Origin of the sequence: Streptomyces actinomycinicus (assembly GCF_016741775.1) — a bacterium.
GTDB lineage: Bacteria > Actinomycetota > Actinomycetes > Streptomycetales > Streptomycetaceae > Streptomyces > Streptomyces actinomycinicus.
This window is the reverse complement of the sequence record NZ_JAERRK010000004.1, coordinates 16,652-38,370: the sequence shown is the minus strand read 5'-3', so window position 1 is coordinate 38,370 and position 21,719 is coordinate 16,652. Positions and strand designations below refer to the sequence as shown.

Annotated in this window: 22 protein-coding genes and 1 pseudogene; 14 read left to right on the top strand and 9 right to left on the bottom strand. The window is 70.0% G+C overall.

The genetic code is table 11. The annotated features are described in order from the left end of the window. Positions 1 to 66 precede the first annotated feature (66 nt). A complete protein-coding gene (locus tag JK359_RS09830) occupies positions 67 to 558 on the top strand; it encodes a hypothetical protein (RefSeq protein ID WP_236677599.1) in 492 nt (163 codons plus the stop codon). Here JK359_RS09830 and JK359_RS09825 read toward each other — a convergent pair. After that, entirely contained in the window at positions 548 to 1,225 is a 678-nt protein-coding gene (locus JK359_RS09825) for a GAP family protein (protein ID WP_201834059.1), read from the bottom strand. The two genes, JK359_RS09830 and JK359_RS09825, sit on opposite strands and share 11 nt — an antisense overlap. Positions 1,226 to 1,992: 767 nt before the next feature. Between JK359_RS09825 and JK359_RS09820 the strand changes: the two genes are divergently transcribed. Together JK359_RS09820 and JK359_RS09815 are read left to right on the top strand one after the other, a co-directional pair. Next, positions 1,993 to 2,196, top strand: a complete 204-nt coding sequence (locus tag JK359_RS09820; RefSeq protein ID WP_023544341.1) for a cold-shock protein — start codon at positions 1,993 to 1,995, stop codon at positions 2,194 to 2,196. 88 nt (positions 2,197 to 2,284) lie between these two features. Next, positions 2,285 to 3,814, top strand: coding sequence for a DEAD/DEAH box helicase (locus tag JK359_RS09815; protein WP_201834057.1), 1,530 nt, complete (start codon positions 2,285 to 2,287; stop codon positions 3,812 to 3,814). An 81-nt stretch (positions 3,815 to 3,895) separates the two neighbouring features. On the opposite strand, the gene JK359_RS09810 is transcribed toward JK359_RS09815, so the two are convergent. Continuing rightward, positions 3,896 to 4,069: a CsbD family protein gene (locus tag JK359_RS09810; RefSeq protein ID WP_201834055.1), complete on the bottom strand. Its 174-nt coding sequence runs from the start codon at positions 4,067 to 4,069 to the stop codon at positions 3,896 to 3,898. A 244-nt stretch (positions 4,070 to 4,313) separates the two neighbouring features. On the opposite strand from JK359_RS09810, the gene JK359_RS09805 reads away from it, so the two are divergent. The 3 genes from JK359_RS09805 (at position 4,314) to JK359_RS09795 (ending at position 9,772) form a co-directional block, all read left to right on the top strand. Continuing rightward, a complete protein-coding gene (locus JK359_RS09805; protein WP_201834053.1) occupies positions 4,314 to 4,484 on the top strand; it encodes a hydrophobic protein in 171 nt (56 codons plus the stop codon). A gap of 517 nt (positions 4,485 to 5,001) precedes the next feature. Beyond that, positions 5,002 to 5,451: a CU044_2847 family protein gene (locus JK359_RS09800; protein ID WP_201834051.1), complete on the top strand. Its 450-nt coding sequence runs from the start codon at positions 5,002 to 5,004 to the stop codon at positions 5,449 to 5,451. Beyond that, positions 5,438 to 9,772 (top strand): nSTAND1 domain-containing NTPase, encoded by a 4,335-nt coding sequence (locus JK359_RS09795; RefSeq protein WP_201834049.1) that lies wholly within the window; start codon positions 5,438 to 5,440, stop codon positions 9,770 to 9,772. The genes JK359_RS09800 and JK359_RS09795 overlap by 14 nt, the downstream gene beginning before the upstream one ends. A gap of 162 nt (positions 9,773 to 9,934) precedes the next feature. Here JK359_RS09795 and JK359_RS09790 read toward each other — a convergent pair whose 3' ends face one another. Together JK359_RS09790 and JK359_RS09785 are read right to left on the bottom strand one after the other, a co-directional pair. Then, on the bottom strand, positions 9,935 to 10,279 hold the full coding sequence (locus JK359_RS09790; RefSeq protein ID WP_201834047.1) for an ANTAR domain-containing protein: 345 nt from the start codon (positions 10,277 to 10,279) through the stop codon (positions 9,935 to 9,937). A 282-nt stretch (positions 10,280 to 10,561) separates the two neighbouring features. Further along, positions 10,562 to 11,221, bottom strand: a complete 660-nt coding sequence (locus JK359_RS09785) for a type III effector protein (protein ID WP_201834045.1) — start codon at positions 11,219 to 11,221, stop codon at positions 10,562 to 10,564. Positions 11,222 to 11,349: 128 nt separating this feature from the next. On the opposite strand from JK359_RS09785, the gene JK359_RS09780 reads away from it, so the two are divergent. The 3 genes from JK359_RS09780 (at position 11,350) to JK359_RS09770 (ending at position 12,800) form a co-directional block, all read left to right on the top strand. Continuing rightward, positions 11,350 to 11,787, top strand: a complete 438-nt coding sequence (locus JK359_RS09780; RefSeq protein ID WP_201834044.1) for an Hsp20/alpha crystallin family protein — start codon at positions 11,350 to 11,352, stop codon at positions 11,785 to 11,787. A gap of 103 nt (positions 11,788 to 11,890) precedes the next feature. Next, complete coding sequence (locus tag JK359_RS09775; protein WP_201834042.1) at positions 11,891 to 12,286, top strand: DUF2267 domain-containing protein; 396 nt, start codon at positions 11,891 to 11,893, stop codon at positions 12,284 to 12,286. 79 nt (positions 12,287 to 12,365) lie between these two features. Then, on the top strand, positions 12,366 to 12,800 hold the full coding sequence (locus tag JK359_RS09770) for a DUF2267 domain-containing protein (RefSeq protein WP_201834040.1): 435 nt from the start codon (positions 12,366 to 12,368) through the stop codon (positions 12,798 to 12,800). Positions 12,801 to 13,255: 455 nt separating this feature from the next. Here the strand turns inward: JK359_RS09770 and JK359_RS09765 are convergent. The 3 genes and pseudogenes from JK359_RS09765 to JK359_RS09755 form a co-directional block, all read right to left on the bottom strand. Further along, a pseudogene (locus JK359_RS09765) lies at positions 13,256 to 13,536 on the bottom strand (helix-turn-helix domain-containing protein); the annotation flags it as partial. 388 nt (positions 13,537 to 13,924) lie between these two features. Next, complete coding sequence (locus JK359_RS09760; RefSeq protein WP_236677598.1) at positions 13,925 to 14,302, bottom strand: STAS domain-containing protein; 378 nt, start codon at positions 14,300 to 14,302, stop codon at positions 13,925 to 13,927. Between the two features lie 109 nt (positions 14,303 to 14,411). Beyond that, positions 14,412 to 14,984, bottom strand: coding sequence for a TetR/AcrR family transcriptional regulator (locus JK359_RS09755; protein WP_201834038.1), 573 nt, complete (start codon positions 14,982 to 14,984; stop codon positions 14,412 to 14,414). Positions 14,985 to 15,100: 116 nt separating this feature from the next. Here JK359_RS09755 and JK359_RS09750 point away from each other — a divergent pair, with 116 nt between their 5' ends. Further along, positions 15,101 to 15,541, top strand: coding sequence for a nuclear transport factor 2 family protein (locus tag JK359_RS09750; protein WP_201834036.1), 441 nt, complete (start codon positions 15,101 to 15,103; stop codon positions 15,539 to 15,541). A 160-nt stretch (positions 15,542 to 15,701) separates the two neighbouring features. On the opposite strand, the gene JK359_RS38880 is transcribed toward JK359_RS09750, so the two are convergent. After that, positions 15,702 to 16,085, bottom strand: coding sequence for a hypothetical protein (locus tag JK359_RS38880; RefSeq protein WP_236677596.1), 384 nt, complete (start codon positions 16,083 to 16,085; stop codon positions 15,702 to 15,704). 297 nt (positions 16,086 to 16,382) lie between these two features. Then, the gene (locus tag JK359_RS39815; RefSeq protein ID WP_269138984.1) at positions 16,383 to 16,505 is read right to left on the bottom strand and encodes a hypothetical protein; all 123 of its coding nucleotides are present in this window, start codon (positions 16,503 to 16,505) and stop codon (positions 16,383 to 16,385) included. 39 nt (positions 16,506 to 16,544) lie between these two features. On the opposite strand from JK359_RS39815, the gene JK359_RS09740 reads away from it, so the two are divergent. The 4 genes from JK359_RS09740 (at position 16,545) to JK359_RS40090 (ending at position 21,534) form a co-directional block, all read left to right on the top strand. Next, positions 16,545 to 17,042: a DUF1963 domain-containing protein gene (locus JK359_RS09740; protein WP_236677595.1), complete on the top strand. Its 498-nt coding sequence runs from the start codon at positions 16,545 to 16,547 to the stop codon at positions 17,040 to 17,042. 134 nt (positions 17,043 to 17,176) lie between these two features. Then, positions 17,177 to 17,959, top strand: coding sequence for a TIGR03084 family metal-binding protein (locus JK359_RS09735; RefSeq protein ID WP_236677594.1), 783 nt, complete (start codon positions 17,177 to 17,179; stop codon positions 17,957 to 17,959). Positions 17,960 to 18,129: 170 nt separating this feature from the next. Then, a complete protein-coding gene (locus tag JK359_RS09730) occupies positions 18,130 to 18,876 on the top strand; it encodes a hypothetical protein (protein WP_201834034.1) in 747 nt (248 codons plus the stop codon). An 873-nt stretch (positions 18,877 to 19,749) separates the two neighbouring features. Continuing rightward, positions 19,750 to 21,534: a serine/threonine-protein kinase gene (locus JK359_RS40090; protein WP_201834032.1), complete on the top strand. Its 1,785-nt coding sequence runs from the start codon at positions 19,750 to 19,752 to the stop codon at positions 21,532 to 21,534. Positions 21,535 to 21,719: the final 185 nt, after the last annotated feature.

Below are 21,719 nucleotides of genomic sequence, written 5' to 3'. Positions count from 1 at the left end.
GCGGGACACCGTACGATCGCTGGGACGTGAAGTTCGGGCAGACGGACGAAGTGGGCGGGTGCTTCGATGAAGCAGTTGTCGGAGATGAGCGAACGCGAGTACTTCGCCTGCGTCGGACAACGGCCCGGCATGTTCGTCGGCAGGACGAGCTTCCACATGCTGACTTCCTTCCTGATCGGCTACGACCAGCATGCGATGCGGCACGGGGGCGCCGGACTGGCCGGTTGGCACGAGTGGCTCGTCGCCCGCCGCGGCCATGGCTGCAACCACGCCTGGCCGGGTCAGGTCCTGCACATCGCCCTCCCTGACGGCTGGGAGAACATGGGGGATCTGCCGCCCGAGGACGAGACGCGCGCGATCGACGTCCTGTTTCAGCTCCTCGACGAGTTCGCCGCGGAGCGCGAAAGCCAAGGGCAGCACGGCGAACTCGGGAAGACCGTCAGGAGTGGCGAACTCGGCCAGTCCGTCAGGAGTGGCGAACTCGGCCAGTCCGTCAGGAGTGGCGAACTCGGTCCGTCCGTGAGGAGTGGCGAACTCGGTCCGTCCGTCAGGAGGTGAGGATGGAGATGCCGTCTCCGAGCAGCTTCGCCCCGAGGACGAGGAACAGGACGGCCATCACCGCGACGTTGTGCTGAGCTGCCCACTCCTTCCAATTGCCGAGCGTGGTCCTGGCTCGCTCTCCGCCGAGGAGGAAGACCGTCAGCGGAGCCAGCAGGCCGAGCGTGGCGATGACGACGAAGATCGCCAGCGATGCGATCTGCTGTCCGACCGGCAGCCCTGCCGAGCCGATCGCGGCGCCCGCGGCGATGGTCAGCGGGGCGTTCTTTGCGTTGAGCGCCGCCAGGGCCGCCCCGAGTGCGAAGACCTTGACCGGTGTGAGGCGGTCGATCGCGCCCATCCACTTCGGCAGCTGGGCTTGCGAGGGATCCCTCGGGCGCCGGTGCCACTGCCGGGCACCGAAGACGACGAGGAACACGCCCAGCGCGAGCTTGAGCGCTCCCACCCACGCGGCCGGGTGTTTGTGAGCGGAAGCATCCGCCGGGGAGGCGATCGCCAGCATCACCGCGCCCAGTACCGCGAGTCCCAGGATCCAGCCGACGGTGAACAGGACGCCGTTGAGCCGACCTCGGGGCGTGGCGAGTATGAGGATGACGGCGATGATCGGGAGCGGACTGACCGCGACGGCCGCCGCGAATCCCAGGACGTCACCGAGAACTGCGCCCATGGTTGCCTCCGGAAGGCGGTCCAGTGAAGTGGGCCCGGCGGAAGAGGGTGATCCGACCGGCGGTGTGACGCAGCGGCTCGTCCTGTTGTCGGCTGCACCGTCGTCTTCGGGGGAGTGCGCAAGGGCTGCCCGACAGACGGCGACGACGGCGCACTCAGCACATCTCCGCCGCTTCCATCTTCCTGCGACCGGCCGGATCTGTCCTCGGGAGCCTCCGGGGGTCCGACAGCTCCGGGACGGGCCTGCCGCGCCCACGCCGCCGGCGTCCCGGGATCCGCCGGAAGGCCGGCACCGGGGGCCGCTTCTCCTCCTCCGCACCGTGAGAGGGGCGCGGCACGCCGTGTAATCGTCGCTGGTGGAGGGGGTGTGAAGTGATCAGTGTCGCCACGCCGGTCCCGAAGCTCTCCGGGAAACCGGCCCACGTGATCGCGTCGACCAGGGCTGGAGGTGCGAGCTGGTGCATCCGTGCCCAGGATGAGGATATGGGGGCGCTCTACGAACAGCCCTGCACGGTGCCGCGCAGCGCCTACGAGGTACTCGGCCCGGTGATGAAGCCGGCCGGTACGCGGTTCACGTCCCGGCCCCCACCCGCGTCCGGGGCGCCTTGCTGATCCGCCGGGGGCCGCCGAGCTGTGCTACGATTCTCGAGTTGCAGTTGTGGTACCCATGAAGCTATGTGCGCCTGACGGGAATGTTTCTCCTTCGGGCGCATTATTTGTTTTCCGGCATTCTCCGGATGGGGCCTCTGCCTACCGAAGGAGAAGGTCATGGCACAGGGAACCGTGAAGTGGTTCAACGCCGAAAAGGGTTTCGGCTTCATTCAGCAGGACGGCGGCGGCCCCGACGTCTTCGCTCACTACTCGAACATCGCGACCCAGGGCTTCCGTGAGCTCCAGGAAGGCCAGCGGGTCTCCTTCGATGTCACGCAGGGCCAGAAGGGCCCGCAGGCGGAGAACATCGTCCCCGCCTGATCGCCGGACGCGTATCCGCTCACCGGGGTCCGCACCATTCACGGTGCGGACCCCGGTTTGTGCTGTTTCCAGGAAGGCTGACAACCGCATGTCCCGCAGGTCCCAGAAGTCGAACCGGCGCCCCCCGTCGCCCCGGACGTCCACGCCGTCACCGCATGAGTTCCGGCTGCCGGAAAGTACGACACCCGCAGCGCCCGCCGTCGAGGACTTCGCCAGCATGGACATGCCCGCAGGGCTGCTGAAGACCCTCACCGCGCAAGGCGTGACCACCCCCTTCCCCATCCAGGCCGCCACGCTGCCGAACTCGCTGGCCGGCCGTGACCTGCTGGGACGGGGGCGCACCGGCTCCGGCAAGACCCTCGCGTTCGGGCTGGCGCTGCTGGCCCGCACTGCCGGGCTGCGCGCGGAGCCCAAGGCGCCTCTCGCCCTCGTGCTGGTGCCCACCCGTGAACTCGCCCAGCAGGTCACGGACGCGCTGACTCCCTACGCGACGGCGGTCAACCTCCGCCTGGCCACCGTGGTCGGCGGGCTGTCCATCACCAAGCAGGCCGCCGTGCTCCGCCGCGGCGCCGAGGTCGTCGTGGCAACTCCCGGCAGGCTGAACGACCTCGTGGAACGCGGGGACTGCGTGCTCGGCGGCGTACGCATCACGGTGCTGGACGAAGCCGACCAGATGACCGACATGGGTTTTCTGCCGCAGATCACCAAGCTGATCCAGCAAGTGCGGTCCGACGGACAGCGGATGCTCTTCTCGGCCACCCTGGACCGCAACATCGACCGCCTGGTGCAGCGGTTCCTGACCGACCCCGTGGTGCACTCCGTGGACCCGTCCGCGGGAGCGGTCACCACCATGGAGCACCACGTCCTCCACGTCCAGGACGAGACCGACAAGAAGGCCGTCACGATGCGTATCGGCGCCCGTGACGGCCGGGTCATCCTCTTCCTCGACACCAAGAGGTCCGCCGACCGGCTCGCCAAGCAGCTCCTGGCCGTTGGCGTCCGCGCGGCAGCACTGCACGGAGGCCGCTCCCAGCCGCAGCGCAACCGCACCCTGGAGCAGTTCAAGAGCGGCCATGTCACCGCGCTGGTGGCGACGAACGTCGCGGCCCGGGGCATACACGTCGACGACCTCGACCTCGTCGTGAACGTCGATCCCCCCACCGACCACAAGGACTACCTCCACCGGGGCGGCCGCACGGCCCGCGCCGGCGGCTCCGGCAGCGTGGTCACGCTGGTCCTGCCCGAGCAGAAGCGGGACATCACCCGGCTGATGTCGGACGCCGGTGTCCGCCCCCGTACGGCCCGCATCAAGTCCAGCGACGCGGAACTGGCCGTCATCACCGGGGCCCGCGAGCCTTCCGGCGTGCCCGTCACCATCGAGGCCCCCCAGCCGACGGCACCGGCGGCGTCCCGCCCGGACCGGAAGAGCGGCACCAAGCCCGGCAAGCGATCCGCTCGCCGGCGCCGCATCGACGGCGGGGCCGACGCGGCGCCGGGCGCAGGCGCCAGGTCGGCGGGGCGGGGCTCCGACCACCGGGCGGCAGCCCGCGGCACCACGGGCGGCACCGTCCGCGCGGGCGGCCGCAGTTCCGGCCGCCGCGGTGGCCGCAGCGCCTGACGCCAGACAGGGCCTTCAGGCGTGGGGGGGCGGCCCTGGTACCAGGGCCGCCCCCCCACGCCTGAAGGCGCTCCGCGCCCCTCAGGGCCGGCCGGTGTCCTTGAGCGACTCCTTGGCCTCCCGGGCGTTGCCCGCGGCCTCGGCCGCGTGGCCCTTGGCGATGAGCGTCTGATTGCCGGTGGCTCGTCCGGCGGCCTGAGCGGCCTTGCCGACGACCTGCTCGGCCTTGGCGCGGACCTTCTCGCTGGCGGCCATGCTGTTCACCCTCCTCAGTGCTGGTTTCAGGGGCTGGCAGTGCGCATGACCCCGCACCGCGGCGGCAAACCTGAGCCTGAGCACCACATCGAGTGACCGGCTACGCGACGGCCGCCGTGCATGAGACGAGGGAGAAGGGGAATCACGCAGGGCGCGCGTGCCCTCCACGCCGTAGAAGTAACTCATATTTTGAGTGCTTGTATGGCCGATGTAAGGGCATTCGACGGCCAGGAGGTTGATAACGATGGTTCCCCTGCTTCTGGTTCTTCTTCTCGCCCTGATCCTCTTCGGCGCGGGCTTCGCGCTGAAGGCACTGTGGTGGATCGCGGTGATCGTGCTCATCGTGTGGCTGCTGGGCTTCGTCGTGCGGTCCACAGGCAGCGGCGGCCGACGGAGCCGTTGGTACCGCTGGTAGCGGCGGGTGAGCAGCCGAAAAATCTGAGCGCGCAGAGCGTGCCACGCGCGAAGAAGCGGGGCCCGGCCGACACGGCCGGGCCCCGCACGCGTGACGAGACCTCGCCCGGACCGACTGTGAAGAGACCGGGCATACTGGACGCCCCGCAGGGTACGTGTGTGATGCACCGGCCCCGCAGGGGCAGCAGTGGGACCTGCGCCTCCGTAACCCTGCGGGGCCGCTGCGCCGGACCTGGCGCCCCGGTCCGCGACGAAACCGGCGGCTCCCCGATATCGGCGCAGGTCAGAGCCGGACCGCGGTCCATCCCCGCAGCATGTCGTCGAAGTAGTGCTTGGGACGGGTGTACGTCCCGCTGGGCAGGGACCTGAACTGGGCCGCGATCCGGCTCGCACCGTCTCCAGAATGGTCAGCCGGGAGCGGCCGGGTTCGCCTGACCCGCGACAGACCGGACAGCGTCGCACTAGGCTTGCCGTGTCTTTGCGGGGCAGCACCGAGAGGAAGCGACGAACGCGAACTCATGGCGGACATAACGGAGTTCCTGGCGAGTGACGGTTCGCTTCTGCGCGTGGAGGTCGACGAGACCGACAGTCCCGCACCGCTCGACGGTGACGCCTACGAGCCGGTGAGCAGACGTCGCGGCAACGCCTCGGTGGCCGCGGCCGACACCCTGCGCCAGGCAGTCGACCGTGTCCGTCCCGCGGTCCAGGACGTCCTCACCTCGCTGCGGGCCATGCCTCAAGCTCCCGACCGTGTCTGCCTGGAGTTCGGCGTGAAACTCAGCGCGGACGCCGGCGTCGTCCTGGCCCGCGCCGCCACCGAGGCACACTTCAAGGTGGCCCTGGAGTGGGAGCGCCGACCCGGTGGCACCGGCCGGGCCGACGCGGACGACGCCCCGGCACCGGACGACGCCCCGGCACCGGACCACGAGCCGACCCCGGACGCGGAGCCCGCCCTTGGCGGCGACTGACCCCCGCCACCCGGCGGCCCCGCCGGAGGGAACGCAGTTCGAGCAGGGACTGGCCCGGCTCTTCGACGACCGGGGTCACCTCCTGGGCGCCGGGTTCCTCCTGACCCGTGACCTGGTGTGCACGTGTGCACATGTGGTCGCCGACGAAGACAGCCGCGACAACGGCCGGCCTGCCGAACCCCCGCACGTGGACTTCCCGCTGGCGCCCGGAGCACCTCGGGAGCGGGTCACGGCCTCCGTCGTCGCCTGGCACCCGGCCGAGGACATCGCGGTCCTCCGGCTCGGACACGAGGTCGCCGGGACCGCACCGCTTCCCCTGTCCGGCCCAGGTGCTCCGCTCTACGGCCGCGAGGCGCGCCTGTACGGCTTTCCCGAGAGCACCGACACGGGTGTGAACGCACACGGCACGCTGCGCGGCGGGCAGGGCGCGGGACTCCTGCAACTGGACGCGGGGCACGGCAGCGTCGCGATCGCGCCCGGGTTCAGCGGCAGCCCGGTCTGGGACGTCGGGGCCGGCCACGTGGTCGGCATGCTCGCCACCCGAGGCCGCGGCAGCCTCGGCGGCACCGCCTACCTGATCCCCGCCTCACGTCTGGCCGCGCGGGCGCCGCACGACGCCGAGGACCCCGGCCCGTTCAAGGGCCTGTTGCGCTTCGAGGAGCGCGACGCCCACCTGTTCCTGGGGCGCGGCAAAGAGACGGAGACTCTCAGCAGGGCGGTACGCGGTCAGCCACTGACCCTGCTGACCGGGCAGTCGGGCACGGGCAAGTCATCCTTGCTGCACGCCGGCCTGCTGCCACGGCTGCGCGCGGCGCGGGCCGTCGTCGTGGTGCGCACGCCGCACGAGGCGGACGGTCTGGCCGCGGCACTCGGCGAGGCGGTGCTCGCGCTGTGGAAGACGGCCGTTCCCGGGGGCGACACCGGTTCCCGTCTGGCGGCCGTACGGGAGGCACTGACCGGGGACGAGGTCGCACTGGCCCATCTGCGGGAGGAGTTACGGGCCGCGTTCCAGGACCGGCTCGGTGTGCTCGTTCTCGATCAGTTCGAGGAGTACGCCGCCGCTGCGCCGTCCGCCGCCCGGCAGGTGGTGACCTGGTGGCGGCAGCTGACCGCCGGTGCCGCGCCGGACCGGGGACTCCGGGCAGTCCTGACCGCCCGGCATGCCACGCTGGACGTGCTGTCCGCCGTACTGCCGGCCCGGGAGCGCGCCCGGGCGGTGGTGTCCCTGGACCCGCTGACCGAAGAGGCTCTGAGCGAGGTGATATCCGCACGGCTGGCCCCGATCCCCGGAGCCGGCCTCCAGGACGGTCTCAGGGACCTGCTCCTGCGCGACGCCCGGGACGCCCAGTTCAGCCGAGGCGAGAGCAACGCCCTGCCGCTGCTGGAATTCACGCTGACCGAGTTGTGGCGGCGGCGCTCCGGGGGGCTCCTGACCCTCGCCGCCTACCAGGAACTGGGCGGTCTGTCCGGCGCGTTGGCCCAGCACGCACAGCGCACCCTGGACGCGGCCGTCGCGGAGGGGGTCGCGGACGAGCAGGCCGCACGCCGGCTGTTCCAGCGTCTTGCCCGTCCCGACGGGCTCGGCCGGTTCCTGCCGGACAGCGTGCCGGTGGGCGAACTGGACGAGGAGCAGCAGCGGCTGGCCCGCCGTATGGCACAGCAGAAACTGCTCGCCTGGATGCGGCCGCGGCCGGGTCATCCGCTCGAGGAGTCCCTGGGCATGGCTCATGAAGCTCTGCTGCGGGAGTGGGAGTGGCTGCGTACCTGTCTGCGCGAGGGTGCGGAATTCCGCGCCTGGCAGGCCGAACTCGCCGGACCGGCGGCCGCCTGGGAGGCGGAGGGCCGCCGTCCGTTCGCGTCCGTCCCCCGGAAGCTGCTCGCAGCCGCAGACAGATGGGAGGCGGAACGCGGCCGGGACATCACCCCCGCGCAGCTCGCCTACCTGGCCGCCGGCCGGCGTCATGTGAGGCGGGGCGCGTACCTCCTGCGCGGGTTCACAGCCTTCGTCACGGTCCTCACGCTGATAGCCGCCTGGTTGGCCTGGGACGCGAACCGCAAGCGCGACGTGATCGAGGCACAACTGCGCACGGCGGCCTCCGAGCAGCTGGCCGAGCTGGCGCGGCGTCGGTCCGCCACCGACTTCGGGCTCTCCGTGCAGATGGCGATGGGTGCCTGGGCGACGTCGGCCACGGACACGGCACACTCACAGCTGTTCCGGCAGTACCTGAGGATGCGGGACGTGGAACGCGTGCACGCCGGGTTGTGGCCGGGAAGCGTGGACCATGTGACCGCAGCCTCGGGGACCGACGTGGTCGCGGTGACGACGGAGCCGGCTCAGGGCAGCAGGACGGTCTCCGTCGTCACGGGAGCGACCTCGGACCACCCCCGGGTCCGTCGTCTCGGCGGGGTGCCCACACAGGATTCGTGGGACACGATCAGCGACGACGGGCGCTGGTACGCCATGGCGTCGGCGGACGGTTCGGTGCGGCTCTGGGAGATCGGCAAGGATCCCGAGCCGCGGCTGCTCACCGGGGCGCGGCCGGCTTCCGGCCGCGAGCTGAACCCCTCACTGGACTTCTCCGACGACTCCGCCCGCCTGCTGTGCCTGCACGTTCCTTTCACGAAACGGCGCGCGCGCGGCTTCGAGCAGCACGCCGGGCTGGACGTGTGGGACGTGGCTTCCGGACACCAGGTGCCGGGTACGGAACGGGTGATCAGGAGCCGGGCGATCGCGGGCCGTGATCTGAACGGGGCCGCCTTCGCGGACGGCCGTGACGACGTGACGCTCCAGTGGATCCGCGTCTCGTCCGGCGACTTCCTGACGTCGGCGGGTGTCTTCTCGCTGCGGGACGGGAGGGAGCAACGGCGGCTTGCCACGGACGTCGGAGCAGAGGACGACTTCATGGCGCGCGGCAAGGTGCTTTCCCTGCACAGGAGCGGGCCCGGCCCGGACGCCCGGTTCCTGAACGTGGACGGCAGCGCCGCGGCCCGGGTGACTCCCCGGTACTTCGACGGTCTCGACGCCACGGGTTACTACCGTACGAACTTCCGCCCGGCCGAAGCAGCGGGTGACGGGCCGGAGTACGGCGTCCTCTCCGCCGTGGGTGTCGTCCGCGGTGACACGTGGACGGCGGTCGTTCCCGGCGACGGAACGTCGGATCAGGACGCACGAGCGGTGATCTGGCCCGGCAAGTCGTCCGGACGCCCGCCGGCGGTGGCGGCGGTCGGTGACGGACTGGTACGGCTCCGCCTCAGCAGGGACATCGAGCCGTTGCCGTCCGAGGACACCGCCGCCGAGCACACCGTGGCGCTCGATCCGCACAAGGACCGTTTCGCGACGCTGGACGACGGACGGCTCTACCTCAGCCGCGCGGGGGGCCCGACGCGCAGCGTGGCCCTGCCGGGCATCGCCGCGAACCGCACGTGGACACCGCACTGGGTGAGTTCGAAGGAGGGCGAGAGGGTGGCCGTGGCGGACGGCAACAGTCTCACGCTGTTGTTGATCGCGGCCGATGACCTCGGCAGCCGTACCGAAGTCGATCTCGCCGGGCACCTGCGCGGAGCAGCCCGGAAGTCCCGCATCACGTCGGTGGCCCAGCTGGGCAACGGCGAACTCGCCGTACTGCTGACGTCCGGTGACGTACTCCGTGTGGACCCCGCGACGGGCGCGGTCGTCGCCTCCGCGCAGCGTGTGGGACTGCCCGAGTCGGACGTCCCCGATCAGCTCGTCCCCCGTCCCGGCCACCCGGACGAGGCCCTGATCGTCAGTGGCTCCGGGCGCCTGCTCTCACGGCTGACGACCTGGGATCTCGTCAAGAACAGACGTGTCGCCGGCTGGACCTCGCCCACGGGCGTGGCGGGGGCCTTGGAGGACGGCATCCCCACCGCGGCCTTCAGCCCGGACGGCAAGGTGGTGGCCCTCGGCCACTACGACAGGAAGCTGCGCTTCTACGACGCCGCGACCGGCCGCCGGACCGGCGGCGTCGTCACCTACCCTTCCGCGGCACGTGTCCTCGCCTTCATCGGCGACAGGGTCTTCGCCTCGCTGACGCTCGACGAGGGCATACGGCTCCACGACGTCCCGACCGGCGACGCACTCGGGCAGGGACCAGCCACTGTGGGCCCGTACAACTTCTCCGCGGTCGTCTCCGGCAACCGCCTCCGGCTCACCGCCCGAGGGCAGTTGCAGAGCCTGGACGTCGACCCGGACATCTGGTGGCACCACCTCTGCCGGGTGGCCGACCGCCCGTACACGGCAGCCGAACGCAAACTGCTGCCGGTCGGCGCGCCGACCGGCCGCCCGTGCGCCCAGCGGTCATGAGTGGACCACCAGGCGGCCAGGCCGACCACCGGGGACGCCGGAGCCGGCCACGACAGCCACCGGTGCGCCGGTCCCGACGACCGCGACGGCCGCAAGGCGGCCGATCCCGGCCGTCTGCCGCGACACCGCCGCCTGCGACACTTGCGACGAGCAGGCCGGCGGTCAGGCGGACGCCGCGTCGGCCAGGGCGGTCTCCAGGGCCTGACGGACGTCCTCCGCCAGGCGCTCGCTGTGCACCCAGCCGACGATCTGTTCCGCGATGTCCCGCAGCTTGGTGTTGGTGCGCTGGGACACCGTCCGCAGAACCTCGAAGCCCTGGTCGGGACGGAGGCCGCCGAGCGAGATGACCACCCCGATGGCCTGGTCGATCACCGCGTGCGAGACCACGGCTTCCTGGAGCTGGGCGATCTCCCGCTGCAGCTGGTCGATTCTGAGCGCAAGATCTCCCTGCCCGTGCAGCGGGTGACCGTCGACCCGGGCCGAGTGCCTTTCCTTTCCGATCTCCATCGCGATCACATTCCGGTGTAGTCGGTGGTGTCCGTGCAGTGGCGTATCCGATGGTCCCTGGGGCCATCTGCCCGTGCGCCGTGCGGTGAGGCCGGCGGGCAGGACGGTCTCGTCGGGAGGTGACCGGCGAGGGCGGACCTGTGGGTCGCCCGTCACCGGCCCGGTCCCCGCACGCCGCGCTCTCCGGCTCGCGCCCGCGCCGTGTCCCGAAGATGCCCTGGCAGCGCCCCGGCAGCAGGCGGTCGGTCTCCGACCCGCCGGCTTCACCGAGGCGCGGCCGGGTCAGCGGGAGGGGCCGTCGGCCGGGGCGGCGGACTCGGTGAGGGAGTCGATCCGGGCGGCGAGGTCGGGGTGCAGATCCGTCAGGTGCGGGCGGGTCGCGTACAGGGGGTGGACGAGGGCGGCGGGATCGTCCTGGGCGAGGGCGGCGTCGAGTTGGCTGACGGGGTGGCGGGCGGCGGGGGGAAGATCCGTGAGGGTGGTGATCTGGCCGGCGATGCGACGCAGGTCGGCGGCATTGTGCCGGGCCCAGGCGGCGGCGGTGCGGTCGGCGGCCCGGCGTTCGCGGGTGGCCTGGACGCGTTGTTCGCCGGTGCTCCCGGCGGGACCGGGCCGATTGCGCAGGTAGCGGCGTTCGGCCGCTTGGCGGCTGGCGACGCCGAGCGGGCGGGCGAGGTCGGCCCAGCTGGCTCCCGCGTCGCGGGCGGTCTCGATCAGGCCGGTCTCCCATCCGGCAAGCTGCTCGCGGACCTGCCGCAGCAGCAACAACGAGGCCAGGGCCTGCTCCGCCCCGACGCCGGGCGCTCCTGAAACATCAGGGGCTTGCCGTCGGGCGTCCTGCAGGGCGCCGTCTATGGCCTCGAGGGCGGTCACGGCGGCGAGAAAGGACGCCGGACTCCCGGGGACCGCACCCGAAGGGTCTGCTCGCCGCACTGCCGTCATGGGCACCTCCTTCCCGCATGTCGTCCATTCGGCGACATCGCGTTTGTCATCCATCGGATGACATGTTACAACAGTTTCCGTGAGGCGCATTGGCAGCAACTGCCCGACCCCTCTGGAGGTGTTTCCCGATGTTGATGCGCACTGACCCCTTCCGTGAGCTCGACCGGCTGGCTCAGCAACTGATGGGCTCCGGCACGGGTACCTGGTCGCGGCCGTCCGCGATGGCGATGGACGCCTACCGCGAGGGCGACGAGTACGTGGTGGCCTTCGACCTCCCCGGTGTCAGCCCCGAGGCGATCGACATCGACGTCGAGCGGAACATGCTGACCGTCAGGGCCGAGCGCCGTCCGGTGACGAAGGCCGATGACGTGCAGATGGAACTGTCGGAGCGGCCGCTGGGTGTCTTCTCCCGCCAGATCGTGCTGGCCGACACCCTCGACACCGAGCACATCAAGGCCGACTACGACGCCGGGGTGCTCACCTTGCGCATCCCGATCGCCGAGCGCGCCAAGCCCCGCAAGATCACCGTCAGCGGAGAGTCCACCCGCAAGGAGATCTCCGGCTGACCCCGGCGTCCCGGGCCGACACGGCGGAGGACGGGCACCTGATCTCCCCCTCGTCCGCCCTCCGCCCCACCATGCTGAGCATCTGAAGAAGGGGGCGGCCGACGTGACCCTGCGATCTGAAGCATTCCTCGACGAGGTGAAGGAGCGCGGCGAGTACGGGAGCCGGCCGGAAGCACAGCGCGCCGCCCGTGTGGTGCTCGCCCTGCTGGGCGCACACCTGGTCGGCGAAGTGCGCGCCGGGCTGGCCGCGCGCCTGCCGGAGGACTTCGCCCTGATCCTGCTCAACCCGCTGCAAAGTGCCGAACCCCTGTCCTCGGAGCGGTTCGTGCGGGCGACGGCGGCATGGATCGAGGGCGCCACCGAGCAGACAGCGGCCTGGGACGTCAGCGCCGTGCTCAGTACGGTCGCCGACGCCGCCGGCGACGAACTCCTCGCACAGATACTGCTCCAGCTCCCCGCAGGCTACGACCTGCTCTTCGGCCACCCCCAGCCCATCTGACCCCGCACACCCGGTGCCCGCACCCCCCGCCGGGCACCGGCATCACTCCCTCGGCGACAGAAAGGCGACCACCGCAGTGATGTCCGATCAGCGTGCACCCCTTCGGCATCTGCCGGCGATGACCTACGAGCAGCTGCTGGAGAAGGTCCGCCACGAAGGCGCATACCCCACCCGGGCCCGGGCCCAGGAGGCCGTCGACCTGGTCCTGGCGGGACTTGGACGCCAGCTGACCGGCGACGAACGCGTGGAACTGGCCGCCCGCCTGCCCCTCGAAGCCGCACGCATCCTCACCCAGCAACTCCCCGACACCCAGCCCCGCACCGGCTGGGCATTCGTCGAGGACCTCGCCGCCCGCACCGGTGCCACCCCGGCCGCTGCTCGCTGGGACGCCGGATCCGTCCTCGCCACCGTCGCCGCCCTGACCGACCCGGAACTGCTCACCCGTATCCTGCGTCAACTCCCCTCCGGCTACGCTCTTCTGTTCGGCCGTGCCGAACTCACACAGGCTGCGTGACAACGACGAGGCCTCCGTCGCCCGAGGCATGCAACAGACCGTCAACGGCTGGACGGTGGGCCACCTCCCCGGACCTGCCTGTCCAAGTACTCGATCAGCCCAGATTCGCTTCGCTCGAGACGTTCCCGCTGATCACGGGGCAGCGACGCCAGGGCATCAACGAGGACTCGCTTCCGGGGAACGTGCACCATCGAGCCGGAGTAGACACGGCAGCCGGAGCACCAGGCGAACCCGACGCACCGCTCGAACATGGAGGACTCAGGCGGATAGAAACGGTACTGGTATGAGCGGACGGGCGTCCCGCAGGCCGCGCAGATCCGCCGGTCACCATCGGGGACCGTCTCCCAAGTCCCGACCTTGAGCCAACGCTGCCGCTCGCCAGGCGCTCTTCAAATCGTCATGCCGACCATTCTTCCCCAAGGCAAGCCGCCCTGGCATCCCCAAAACCCAAGCCCCTGCAGACGGCTCCGCAGACCGTGGTGGCCGATGATGCGGTCGGCGGCCGACTTCGACACCCCGAACAGCGGTGTCAGCTGCCGCAGCGTGAGGTTGGTGCGCCAGTACACGGCGACCAGCAGGACCCGGTCCTCCAACGACAGACTCCACGGCCGGCCCCTGCGCTCCGAGTCCGCGCCTTCACACCCCAACGCGCCAATGCAATTGCCGAATTGACGTGCGTCAGCCCGATGAACAGGGCTATCCAGGAAGGCTCCGACGCCGTGATCACATCAGCCATCTGAAGATCGTCGCATCCAACGCCAGCCGCGCCATCGCCCGCTTGTCCGGCTACATGCAGTTCATGATGGCTCTGATGGCACTGGTCGGTCTCGGCATGGCCTGCGCGGGACTTGGGTTCACGTCCCACGAATTCGTCGTCGCGTTGCACCGATGACGACGCCTGATCCATTGGGGGACAGCCGCTAGCGGTTCCATGGTTGGCGGCAGTCAGCGATCCGGGCGTTCGGAGCCCGCAGCGGTCCACCGGCGCGGGCTCGCACCGGCCGAAGACACGTGAGCGGAGAACCCGGAGCGGTACTTCCAACCCTGGCTGCCACCGCCCCGGCCGCGCGGCCCCCGCATGACCCCAACCCTCCTCGTCCGTGCGAGGCACGGTTGGGGGGCGGTCAGTTGGTGAGGGCTTGGCGGAGGGTTTCGCGGCAGTCGATGACAGCGTCGACGCCGACGATGCTGAGCGTGCGCATCACGGATTGGCCGGGGGCGGCCAGGCGCAGCCAGCCACCGGCCTCGGCGAGAGCACGGTGGGCGGCGATGAGGATGTTGATGCCGCTGGAGTCCATGAAGGTGACCTGGTGCAGGTCGACCACGATACGGGGGCGGGGAGTGTCGCAGGCGTCCAGGGCCTGGCGAAGTGTCTCACTGGTGTGATGATCGATTTCCCCGGCCACCGTCAGCACGCGGATACCGTCGGTCGCGGTGGTTGCGACCGACAGGCGACCGGGCTCCTTGGTGTGTTCAGTGCCCGTCATCTCTCCCTCAGACATGGCGGTGATCCTGGCACACTCGGAGCCTCGAGCGCAGTGCGCCCGAGGTCCGGGCCGGCCACGGTGTGCCCGGCCCGCAGACGTCTCGCGGCAACGATCGCGGCACAGGTCAGCGTGGCCGGAGCCCGTCGAAGACCACCTCGAAGATCCGTTCGCGGGCCGCGGGGTCTGCTGTGAGCTGCTCCGTCGCGGTGCCGGTGCCGACGATCAGCGCGATCAGTTCCGGGAGGCCCACCTCGCAGCGGACCGCCCCGGCCTGCTGCGCCGCTGACAGGAGTTCGGCCAGCTGTGCTCGGATGACCGTGGTCGACTCCTGCAAGGACGCGTGCATGTCCACCCCGGCCGCGGCGAGCGCCCGGGTGAACTCCTCCTTGCCGGCGGACTGGTCCACCACCAGGCGGAAGCAGGCGAAGAAGGCCTCGGCGGGCTCGGCCTCGGCAGCCAGTTGCGCGGTCCTGGCGGTGATCGTCTCCAGCCTGCGCACCACCACCGCCTCCAGCAGCGCCTCCTTGGTCGGGAAGTGCCGGAAGAGAGTGCCGACCCCGAGACCGGCGGCATGGGCGATCTCCTCCGTCGGTACGCCGATGCCACGGGTGGTGAACACCTGCGTGGCGACGTCCAGCAGCTTGGCCCGGTTACGGGCCGCGTCCGCCCGCAACGGTCGCTCCGAAGCGCCGCTCACCCTCATCCCCTCCATTCCGAGCCGGACGCATCCTCGACAACCGGAGTGCCCAGTCCGTATCGTTCAACCGGAGTCGCTAGTCCGATTCTAGTGGCCCACTCCGATGGGGGTTGATCATGTCCGAAAAGGTGTCGCCGCGCGAGGTCTTCCTCAAGCTGTTGGAGGGCATCACCACGGGGCGGTTCTCGGAGCTGGCCGGGCTCTATGCCGAAGACGCCGTGGTGGAGACCGTCTTCGAGCCGGTCGGGCCGCGCCGCATCGAGGGGCGCGGCGCGCTCAAGGAGCGGTTCGCGGAAGTCGCCGCGCATTCGCCCTTTGAACTGGCCGCGAAGGACGTGGTGATCCGGGAGACCGATGATCCCGAAGTGGTCGTCGCCGAGTGGGACTACCAGGTGCACCAACGGGACACCGGCCGGACCTCCGAGTCCGCCAACATCCAGGTGCTGCGTGTCCGCGACGGCTTGATCGTCCACAGCCGGGACTTCCACGACCACTTGGCGCTCATCGTGGCCCGCGGCGCCCTGCCTCAGCTTGTGACGGCGCTGGAAGGCCGGTAGCGACCACGGCTGCCTGGCCGTCACCACCGGCCAGGCAGCCCAGGCAGGGTCCGGGCGGCGAGGGACAGAGGTCCGCCGACGTGGCGGCGCGCTGGTCCGGCGCCGGTTCCGACCGCGGAGGCAGGGCCGGTGCCCCGGCCGGTTCACCGCCGTGGGTCAGTCAGCGGGCCAGCAGGATTGCGGCAGCCGTCATGACGAGCACGGATACCCCGCAGAACGCGAGGTGCGTGCGCGGGTAGTCGTACCGCTCGCGTGTCTCTCCCTGATTGATCTCGTGCGCCCACTCCGTGAACAGCTTGCGAGTCGGGTACATGCCGATCGTCAATCCGATGAGCGCGAACGAGCACACGGCGAGCATGTTCTCCAGAGCGAAGCCGCGCCACTGGCCGTACGCCACGGCCCCGGTGCCGCACACCACCCAGATGAAGGGGTACACCGTCCAGAAGCGCTGGATCGGCACCCATTTCGCCATGGCCGAGCAATGGACCACGAGTGCTGCGATGGCCAACAGCCACGGCCACTCCGTGGCAACCGAGGTGAACACGACTTCCCCCTGAGTCATTGGAACCCGCAGAGAGTAACAGCGAGTGAGGGTCAGCCCATTGGCAGGGTCCCCCTGCCTGCCCCGCCGAGCACCACGGGATCGCACCTGGTCCGGCCGTGAACGACTCGGCCGGCTGCGGGTGCGCGGCGACGCCCCGGTCCCGCACGCCATGCGTCGGCCGGGAACGACTTGCCTTGGTGTTCGTCCCCCTCGCTCCTCTCTCCCCGCCCACCTGCCTGCGCCCTTTCTCTTCGCCCTGGGCCATCGCACCTGAGCGCTTGTCACCGGAGCCTGGGCTCAGACCTCGGCGGTGTGGTTGGGCAGGAGCAGGAGCAGGGCGATGTCGTCGGTGTGCTGTCCGGCCTGTCCAGCGCGATGGATGAGGCTGTCCACGAGTTGGTGCAGGGAAGGCCGCTCCATTCGCCGAGGCGGTCCGCGAGGTGGGCGATGGTCTGGGCGATGTCGATGTCGATGTCGGAGATCTCTACGTCGCCGTCACCGAGCGGGAAGCACCGGGAGGGTGTCCGGCCCTACCCGGAGGTGGCCCTGACGGCGCATGCGCGGACGACGGTGCCGTACCTCTGGCACCCCTTGGTCTACGGGGAGTTCACGTCGGCCTCTGACGACCATCCACTGTGTAGCGAGGACTTCCAGGAAGCCCTGTGGAACATCGGAGCGAGTGTCCACCAGGCCGGCGGTCATGCGGACCCGGACCCGGACCCGGACCAGGACGAGGTCGAGACCGAGGTCGCCCACGGCGCCCTGGGCTGCCCGCCGTGGAACGACCCGTGTGTCCGGGAGGAAGCACTGTGCTGGGTGCTGCTCGCCCAGTTCGCTTCGGACGAGCACGCGGGCATGATGTGGGGTGACTGCGGCACGCTCTACTGGCTCATCCGGCCGGAAGTCCTGGCCGAACGTCGTTTCGACCGTGCGATGTTCACCTGTCAGTGCAGCTGACGCCCCCGGCCCGCGACCGGCCGACGCCGCCCGCGACGAGCATCAGGCGGATCATCGCGGCCTTGACCGACTCCGGCGACATCGGAGTCGGCCCGCACGCTGAGTCTCCGCCGTTGGACAGGGGGAGTGGCACCATGGCGCACATGTTGAACTACAACCTCGCCGTCCCCGATGCAGACGACGCCGGAGTCCTGTCCGCGCTGGTGGCTGAGGGTGACGAACTCGACGCCCTGGTCAGGGCAGTGGACGACTGGTCCGTATCGACACCGGCACCGGGCTGGACGGTCGCCCACCAGATAGCCCACCTCGCGTGGGCGGACGCGAACGCACTCAGCGCCTTACGCACTCCGGACGCGTTCGGCGCCGAGCTCAGCCGGGCGGAAGCCGAAGGCAGCGGGTACGCAGACAAGGCCGCCGCCGCGGGAGCGGCCAAACCGCGGTCGGTACTTCTGGACGAGTGGCGGGCCGGTCGAGCGGAACTGGCGGCGGCACTGGGCGACACACCATGGGACCACGCTTTCCCCTGGTACATGTCGAAGGTGACCCCGGCCCTGATGGTGCCCCTTCGTCTGATGGAAACCTGGGCACACGGGCAGGACGTCTTCGATGCTGTGGGCGTGGCACACCGCCCGACGGATCGACTGCGGCACGTGGCGTCACTGGGGGTGCTGGGACGGGCGCTGTCCTTCGCCGCCGTCGGACTGCCTGAGCCGGCGGACCCCTTCCGCGTCGAGCTGACAGCACCTGACGGACGGACCTGGGTGTGGGGCCCCGAGGCTGCCGCGCAACGGGTGCAGGGCGGCGCTCTCGACTTCTGCCTGTGCGTCACCCGGCGGCGCCCGTGGTCCGAGACCAACATGACGGCGACCGGCGAGGACGCCCAGAAGTGGCTGGAGGTGGCACGCGTCTTCCTCTGACGCGCGGTCGAAGCCCGAAGGGGCGCAGGACCTCGGTCTCGGTGCTTCCGGTCCGGGGCGGCGGAGTGTCGCGGCGGCGGTTGCGGTGCGTGGTGCTGGAAACCGTGGTCTCCCTTGCGCGGCCGAGCGCAGGACCGTTGCCCGGGCCATGTCGAAGGGGGGTGCAGGTAGTGGGCGCAGACCAGGTCGAATCAATCGATGCCCAAGGGGTGACCGGTCGAGTGCCGGTGCTCCTCGATCAGGTCGAGCGAGAGGAGACCCCGGAGATCTGGGAGGAACTCTGGGACCGTCTGTGCCTGCACGGTCAGACGGTCTCCCCGGCGAGCTTCCGTGCTCTCCCGCGCTTGGCAAGCCTGGCCCCCTCGAGTGCCCAGGCGCTTGAACTGGCCAGTGCCATCGTGCGCGGCACCTTGCAGCACCCTGACGGCGAAGCCCTGCTCGCGGGCTGCGCGGCTGCGATCGCCGGACTGCGGGAACTTGTGGATCAGCAGCTCCGGACGCGTCCGGCCAATTACGCCCAGATCTTCGGCGATCTGCTCGCGCTGGAAGGGCAGTACCACTGGAGCGCCGTCCAGGGGGACTTCACCGACGACTTCTACACCCTGTCCTGCCCGCACTGCGCAGCGCAGGTGACCATCGCCATCGGGGAATACGGCCGCTACTCGGCCATCCGCGACTGGGAACTGGGCGACACCGAGCGGCGGGCGCTGCGGCCCGCCCCGGCCGGAGAGCTTCGTGACCCGGGCCGATGGATGCACGCCACAGCCGTTCGGGACGGGCAGCAGGGACTCGCCGCGGGAATCAGGCACGTCTTTGGCCGGGCGGAGTGCCCGGCGTGCGCGAGCGTGTTCAGCATCGCGGACGCGTACACGAGCGCCAACCTCCCTCCCCCCCCCGCGAGGCGCCCTGACCTGTAACAGCATGGGACCCCCCACCAAGGAACTTCTGTGCGGCAATGGCCGGTGTTGACGACGCCGAGGTTGTTCTGACCTGGGCTGACTGCGGGAAGCGAGTTCTGACGTGGCGCGGCGGGATATCGACACGAGTTCGGCTCACGATTCCACCGGGGACGCTCGCTTGATGCGTCTCGGCAGTATTCTCTTCCGCACCAGGATTCGTACTGGGTGGCCGGGTGAATGATCGTACGGCGGCAATCAGAATCAGAGGACAGCGTCTTCAGTGCTGATGCGGTACCAGCTGGTGTGCTGACAATATCTGTTTTTGGTGATAACTGGCCTTTCCTGTGAGAGATGCCAGATGCTGGTTTTACGGGCGGGGCGGTGGCCTGCTGCGGCGCCACGGAGAAGCCGCCGAGAAGCCGCCTTCCTCGTCGGCGCCCGGTCCGGTGACGCTCGCCCAGGACCGGCTCCGCTGCTCCCAGGACCTACCGGTAGGCGGCGCAGTGACCTGGCGGCAACACGGCCGAGGACAGTCACTCACACGGGAAACCGGCTTCGCTCGCCTGGCTGTGCCAGCTCGTGTCGTACGGTGCCAGCCCCTCCCCGTCAGGCAGCACGTGATCTCATCCGTACCCACGCCACAGGCCCATGAGCCTGCCCTTCCCTGGACCGGCGTAACGGCCCGTGATCGCTCGCGCCACCGTGGCTCCCGCTCAAGCCGTTGCACATGCCTCCCTCCCCGGGCCTTCTCGCCACCTTCGCGAGAGTGATCGGGAGCTGCACGGCACACGGGCTCGATTTGCCCGCCGTTCAGCTGTGCGATACCTGTGTAGAGGGGGCTCTCAATGATCGCCGGGGAACCCCGCTGGCCGTCCTGGAAGAAGCAGCTCTATGACAGGAGCGCATGAGGCCGCTGGCCGCGTGATCGCCGGGCGTTACCGGCTGGTGCGCCAGCTCGGCTCCGGAGGCATGGGCCGCGTATGGCTCGCCTACGACCAGGAACTGGCGTGCGAGGTCGCCCTCAAAGAGATCGCCCTGCCGCCGGGCCTCACGGATTCGGAGGTGAGCAGCCGGATCGCCCGGGCCCGCGGCGAGGCCCGTCACGCCGCGCGGCTGCGGGACCATCCCCATGTCGTCACCGTGCACGACCTCGTCGAGGACGGTGGCCTGCCCTGGATCGTCATGGCGTTCGTCCCCGGCGCGATCGACCTGGAGGCGGTGGTGCGCGAGAACGGGCCGCTGGCACCCCCCGAGGTCGCGCGGATCGGGCTGGCGGTCCTGGATGCCCTGAGGGAAGGCCACCGGCTCGGCGTCCTGCACCGGGACGTCAAGCCCGCGAACATCCTCCTGACCTGCCCTGGGCCGGAGCCCGGGCAGCACACCGAGGGCGGCAGGGTCCTGCTGGCCGATTACGGCATCGCACTGGAACCGAGCTCCGGAGAGCCACGCCTGACCACCACCTCGGGGATCATCGGGACTCCGCCCTACATGGCACCGGAACGAGCACGCGGCGAGGAGCCCACCCCCGCCTCCGATCTCTTCGCGCTTGGTTCGACCATGTATTTCGCGGTGGAAGGGACCGGCCCCTTCGAGCGCGGCTCGGACTACGCCACGCTGACCGCGCTGCTCTTCGAGGACCCCACTCCGCCGCAGCGGGCAGCAGCTCTGACACCGGTGCTCCTCGGCCTGCTGGCCAAGGATCCCCTTCAGCGGATGGACGGCGAGGAGGCCTCACGGCGGCTCGCCCCCATCGCCGCCAAGCCTCGCCCGGCTCGACAAACGGCTCCGACGACATGGTCGTCGCAGCTCGAGCACCCGCCTGCGGCGAGGCCGACGACCCCTCAAGTATCGGTCCCGTCCACAGTGTCGGTCCCGCCCCCGGGTCCGGCTCCCGGTCCTCCGCCCGCCTCCGCCAGCCCAGGTCCGCGTCCCGAATCATCCTCGTGGCGCTCTCGGCGAAAGCTTCTTCCTGTCATCATCGCGGCAGCCGTGGTGCTGGCGCTGGCGCTCGGCTTGGTCGTACTTCGAGGCGGCACCAGAAATCCATCGGGCGGGACTACTTCGCCGTCCCCCCGCGACAGCGCAGCCGCAACCGCAGAGGCGCACAGGATCGCATCGGCAGTGGCCCTTTCACCCGAGGACTGGGGCCCCGACTTCGTTCGCAATGACCCGTACGAGGAGGACCCGGCCTCGGAAGGCGCGATCCGAGGTAATTGCGAGCTGTCCCAGAAGCCCCCGCGGGCGGGCACGCTGTCAGCGATTAGCCGAACAGTGAAGGACGATCAAAATGGATTCTCCGGCATCTCCGAAGTGGTGGTTTATGCGGATGAAGACACGGCACGGAAATCCATCTCTGATGATAGGGATACGATCCACCAGTGCACAATTCAGCACAGCGGAAAAATTCGCTGGGACGATGTGCACGAAGCGATCGCTCCGAAACTGTCTGGTTTTGATGAAGTGGTAGCCGAAGAAGGGACGTTGGCCACCTACGAGGACGGAAGCAAGGCGAACTTGCCGTACACCGAACTAACGGGTCGGATAGGTAGAACCACGCTGTCCGCTTACCTGGTCGGCTCCACGAAAAAGGAAGAGGTTCGCAAGAAATCCACTGATTCCCTGCTCCTGATGCGCAGACGTCTTTCCGAGCAGTCAACGGCCGCAAGCGACCGATGACCCCCGCGCCGGCCTCACGGAGCGGCTGGCGGGACATGGAGGCCGGCGGGTACGGGGAGGGAAGGTGCGTCGCCCCCGGCGATCAGTGTGTCCGAGCACGATGTCGCTGAGCTGCCTGAGGACATCCTCGATGGCCATTGAGCTGCCCTCCGGCTGCCTCGCGGAGATGCGGATCGCGAGGCAGC

Coding starts and splice junctions, on each gene's coding strand:
- JK359_RS09815 (WP_201834057.1), top strand. CDS start 2,285: ATGTCCCGCAGGTCCCAGAAGTCGAACCGGCGCCCCCCGTCGCCCCGG.
- JK359_RS09830 (WP_236677599.1), top strand. CDS start 67: ATGAAGCAGTTGTCGGAGATGAGCGAACGCGAGTACTTCGCCTGCGTC.
- JK359_RS09740 (WP_236677595.1), top strand. CDS start 16,545: ATGTCGATGTCGATGTCGGAGATCTCTACGTCGCCGTCACCGAGCGGG.
- JK359_RS09770 (WP_201834040.1), top strand. CDS start 12,366: ATGTCCGATCAGCGTGCACCCCTTCGGCATCTGCCGGCGATGACCTAC.
- JK359_RS09805 (WP_201834053.1), top strand. CDS start 4,314: ATGGTTCCCCTGCTTCTGGTTCTTCTTCTCGCCCTGATCCTCTTCGGC.
- JK359_RS09810 (WP_201834055.1), bottom strand. CDS start 4,069: ATGGCCGCCAGCGAGAAGGTCCGCGCCAAGGCCGAGCAGGTCGTCGGC.
- JK359_RS09790 (WP_201834047.1), bottom strand. CDS start 10,279: ATGGAGATCGGAAAGGAAAGGCACTCGGCCCGGGTCGACGGTCACCCG.
- JK359_RS09800 (WP_201834051.1), top strand. CDS start 5,002: ATGGCGGACATAACGGAGTTCCTGGCGAGTGACGGTTCGCTTCTGCGC.
- JK359_RS09750 (WP_201834036.1), top strand. CDS start 15,101: ATGTCCGAAAAGGTGTCGCCGCGCGAGGTCTTCCTCAAGCTGTTGGAG.
- JK359_RS09780 (WP_201834044.1), top strand. CDS start 11,350: ATGTTGATGCGCACTGACCCCTTCCGTGAGCTCGACCGGCTGGCTCAG.
- JK359_RS40090 (WP_201834032.1), top strand. CDS start 19,750: ATGACAGGAGCGCATGAGGCCGCTGGCCGCGTGATCGCCGGGCGTTAC.
- JK359_RS09785 (WP_201834045.1), bottom strand. CDS start 11,221: ATGACGGCAGTGCGGCGAGCAGACCCTTCGGGTGCGGTCCCCGGGAGT.
- JK359_RS39815 (WP_269138984.1), bottom strand. CDS start 16,505: ATGGAGCGGCCTTCCCTGCACCAACTCGTGGACAGCCTCATCCATCGC.
- JK359_RS09820 (WP_023544341.1), top strand. CDS start 1,993: ATGGCACAGGGAACCGTGAAGTGGTTCAACGCCGAAAAGGGTTTCGGC.
- JK359_RS09760 (WP_236677598.1), bottom strand. CDS start 14,302: ATGTCTGAGGGAGAGATGACGGGCACTGAACACACCAAGGAGCCCGGT.
- JK359_RS09825 (WP_201834059.1), bottom strand. CDS start 1,225: ATGGGCGCAGTTCTCGGTGACGTCCTGGGATTCGCGGCGGCCGTCGCG.
- JK359_RS09735 (WP_236677594.1), top strand. CDS start 17,177: ATGGCGCACATGTTGAACTACAACCTCGCCGTCCCCGATGCAGACGAC.